We start from the raw sequence: 2,850 nt of genomic DNA, 5'->3' as shown, positions 1-2,850 counted from the left end.
ACCCTGAATACCTTGTATCCCCTGGATCCCCTGAGCTCCCGTAGCCCCAGTCTCACCCTGAATACCTTGTATCCCCTGGATCCCCTGAGCTCCCGTAGCCCCAGTCTCACCTTGTATACCCTGAGCACCAGTAGCTCCCGTAGCCCCAGTCTCACCCTGTATCCCTTGAGGACCCATTTCTCCAATATCTCCCTTCAGCCCCTGGATACCAATAGGGCCAATCGCACCAGGTATACCATTGAGTCCATCTTTACCATTTAAACCTTGCTGAATTATCGTGGTGACGGCAGTGGATGGATCATTCTCATTTAGTGTTTGATCCCCATCCATATCTGAGTCTTGATCGTTTCCTATAGAGTCATTGTCTATATCATCGTCATGGATGTCGGCAATACCATCCTTGTCAGTATCGAGCTTGGAAAGCTTGTCAATATCACCAAACAGTTTGATGAACTCAGGAGCTTGTTTGATATCGTTTATATAATCTGGCTTAGTGTTCTCAACTTGATTTGGTAGGTAATAAAAGCTTCTGAAGAATGCAATTACCCCAAGGATACAACCAAGGCTAAGAATCAAGATATACAATCTTGTGCGGTTATTCAAATTTTTATTTTCCATAATCTTTAAAGCTTATTTTAAATGTAGCATATAAAATTGATTTTTGGTAGCCTAAGATTATGGCAATACTTTATATCGGTGACTCGTATACAAATTCAGACATCTATTATTTTTCCAAAATCAGGATAGCAGATCCCTTTGCTGTTCTAGTCGATGGTCAAAAGGTTATTATTTTTATCAGCCCCCTGGAGGTTGATTTAGTTAGAAAAGAGTCGGGAGCAGATCTAGTAATCAATACACACCAGGGTGGCAAACCAGGGTTGATTAGTTCAATATTTGAGTATCTTGACAGGGTAGGTATTGATCAGATTGAACTAGATTCTAAGAGTTCTGCCAAATATTATAAGTATATGATCGACAATGCTAGATCCCTCAGGATACATCTAAGTAGTCAAGAGATATCAGCAAGAAGAGTCATCAAGAATCAAGACGAAATCAAAGCTATTACTAGTACCCAGGAGGCATTGGATAAAGTTTATGCCAATATCTTAGACTATATTGCTAGCAGTAGGGTTAGTGGGGAATATCTATATCAAAGAGACCGACTACTGACTAGTGAGCTAATAAAGCAAATGATCAGTGTCCAGTTACTTGAGCTGGGCTACCATAGCCCAGCTGGAATGATAGTATCAAGTGGGCTTGATACGGCAGATCCACATTGTCAAGGTTCTGGTCCATTGATTGCAAATCAATTCATAGTTTTTGATTTGTTTCCCAGCTCTATAGACAATGGTTACTTTACTGATATGAGTCGAACAATTATTCGTGGTCAAGCTTCAGAAGCTCAGCTGGCCCTTTATCAAGAAGTATATCGGGCTCAAGCTTTGGGTCTCACGATGGTCAAGTCCAAGCAAGGATATCAATTGATTGATCAAAAGATCCGTCAAATATTTGAGCAACATGGCTACCTGACTGAGGGTAGTGCGGACAGTCATCAACAAGGTTATTTTCATGGTCTTGGTCATGGAGTCGGGCTAGATATTCATGAGTTACCCATCCCAGTAGCTGATATCAAATTGGAGGTTGGTCAAGTGATAACAATTGAGCCTGGGTTATATTATACTAACCCTGATAAAAATCCAGTCGGGGTGATAGGCGGAGTAAGGATTGAAGATACCTTGGTAGTGACTGAGCAGGGTTCAATCAACCTAGCCAAGTCCTCTAAGGGCTTGGTGATCTAAGTTGGCTCCAATCTAAGGTCTTATATTTATGAATCGTCAGTTACTCCGTATAGCAAAGCTAATAATTGATCAAGTAATTCTGCTGCAGATAAATTGTGATCTTTCATCCGCTGATCAAGGATTTCTTCTATATTAATATCTAGTACATCACTACCAACCAATACCTCAACAAGGTGGTCAAGTGTGTATTTAGGTAGGGCTAGTTGGTGCTTTAAAATCCAACGACTAAGACCGTCTCTTATCTCCACTTTTTCTATACCTAGTTCTTGGGTTGCTAGGAAGGGTCTATAATCCTCAGGGATAGATCCCTGGGAAATAGAAGTAGTCCGGCGGTTAACTTGTGGACCAAGCAGTACCCTAAAAAGACTCTGAATTTGTTGATTTTTAATACCTGCCCGATTGCCAGCAAAGAAGGATGCAACGATATTAGCTAAATCCTTACTAAGCCCATGCTCAGCTGTTAGTAACCGGTTAATATCATCAACTTTAGGTTGAGATTTGTTACCTTGGGAAGCCTCTAATAAGTTTAATTCTAGGTTACTTAGGTCTAAATCCATAAGGCATCTGCTAGTAACTTCGAGGTCACGACTTGCACTTCTTCTTTCGCCCATAAAATATCTAGTCAGGTTTGCTATAAATATGATCAGATAATACGAATTATTCTTATCATGGGATCTAAATTTGTCATTAATATCTTTTAGATAGCATAGTTTTGCCCTCAGATCCTCAGCAGAACCATTTTGCAAAGCAAGCCCGAAAGAATGACCCCTGAACTGATCCTTCAGTTCCTTAAACTCATCATCAAGGATAACCTTGAGTTTTGCCCTCAGATCCTCAGCAGAACCATTTCGCAAAGCAAGCCCGAAAGAACTACCCCTGAACTGATCCTTCAGTTCCTTAAACTCATCATCAAGGATAACCTTGAGTTTTGCCCTCAGATCCTCAGCAGAACCATTTTGCAAAGCAAGCCCGAAAGAATGACCCCTGAACTGATCCTTCAGTTCCTTAAACTCATCATCAAGGATAACCTTGAGTTTTGCCCTCAGATCCT

3 protein-coding genes are annotated in these 2,850 nt (G+C 40.9%); 1 reads left to right on the top strand and 2 read right to left on the bottom strand.

Translation table 11 applies throughout. From position 1 onward, the window contains the following. Window positions 1-330: collagen-like protein (locus tag KA531_03815; protein ID MBP6005996.1), on the bottom strand; the 330-nt coding region annotated here is incomplete at its 3' end. 347 nt (window positions 331-677) lie between these two features. Here KA531_03815 and KA531_03810 point away from each other — a divergent pair. After that, on the top strand, window positions 678-1,799 hold the full coding sequence (locus KA531_03810) for an aminopeptidase P family protein (protein MBP6005995.1): 1,122 nt from the start codon (window positions 678-680) through the stop codon (window positions 1,797-1,799). A 26-nt stretch (window positions 1,800-1,825) separates the two neighbouring features. Here the strand turns inward: KA531_03810 and KA531_03805 are convergent. After that, window positions 1,826-2,850: hypothetical protein (locus KA531_03805; GenBank protein ID MBP6005994.1), on the bottom strand; the 1,025-nt coding region annotated here is incomplete at its 5' end.

The sequence above is a fragment of the Candidatus Saccharibacteria bacterium genome, from assembly GCA_017983775.1.
Taxonomy (GTDB): Bacteria; Patescibacteriota; Saccharimonadia; order JAGOAT01; family JAGOAT01; genus JAGOAT01.
The sequence above is the reverse complement of the archived record's forward strand: the minus strand, read 5'-3'. Positions and strand labels throughout refer to the sequence as shown.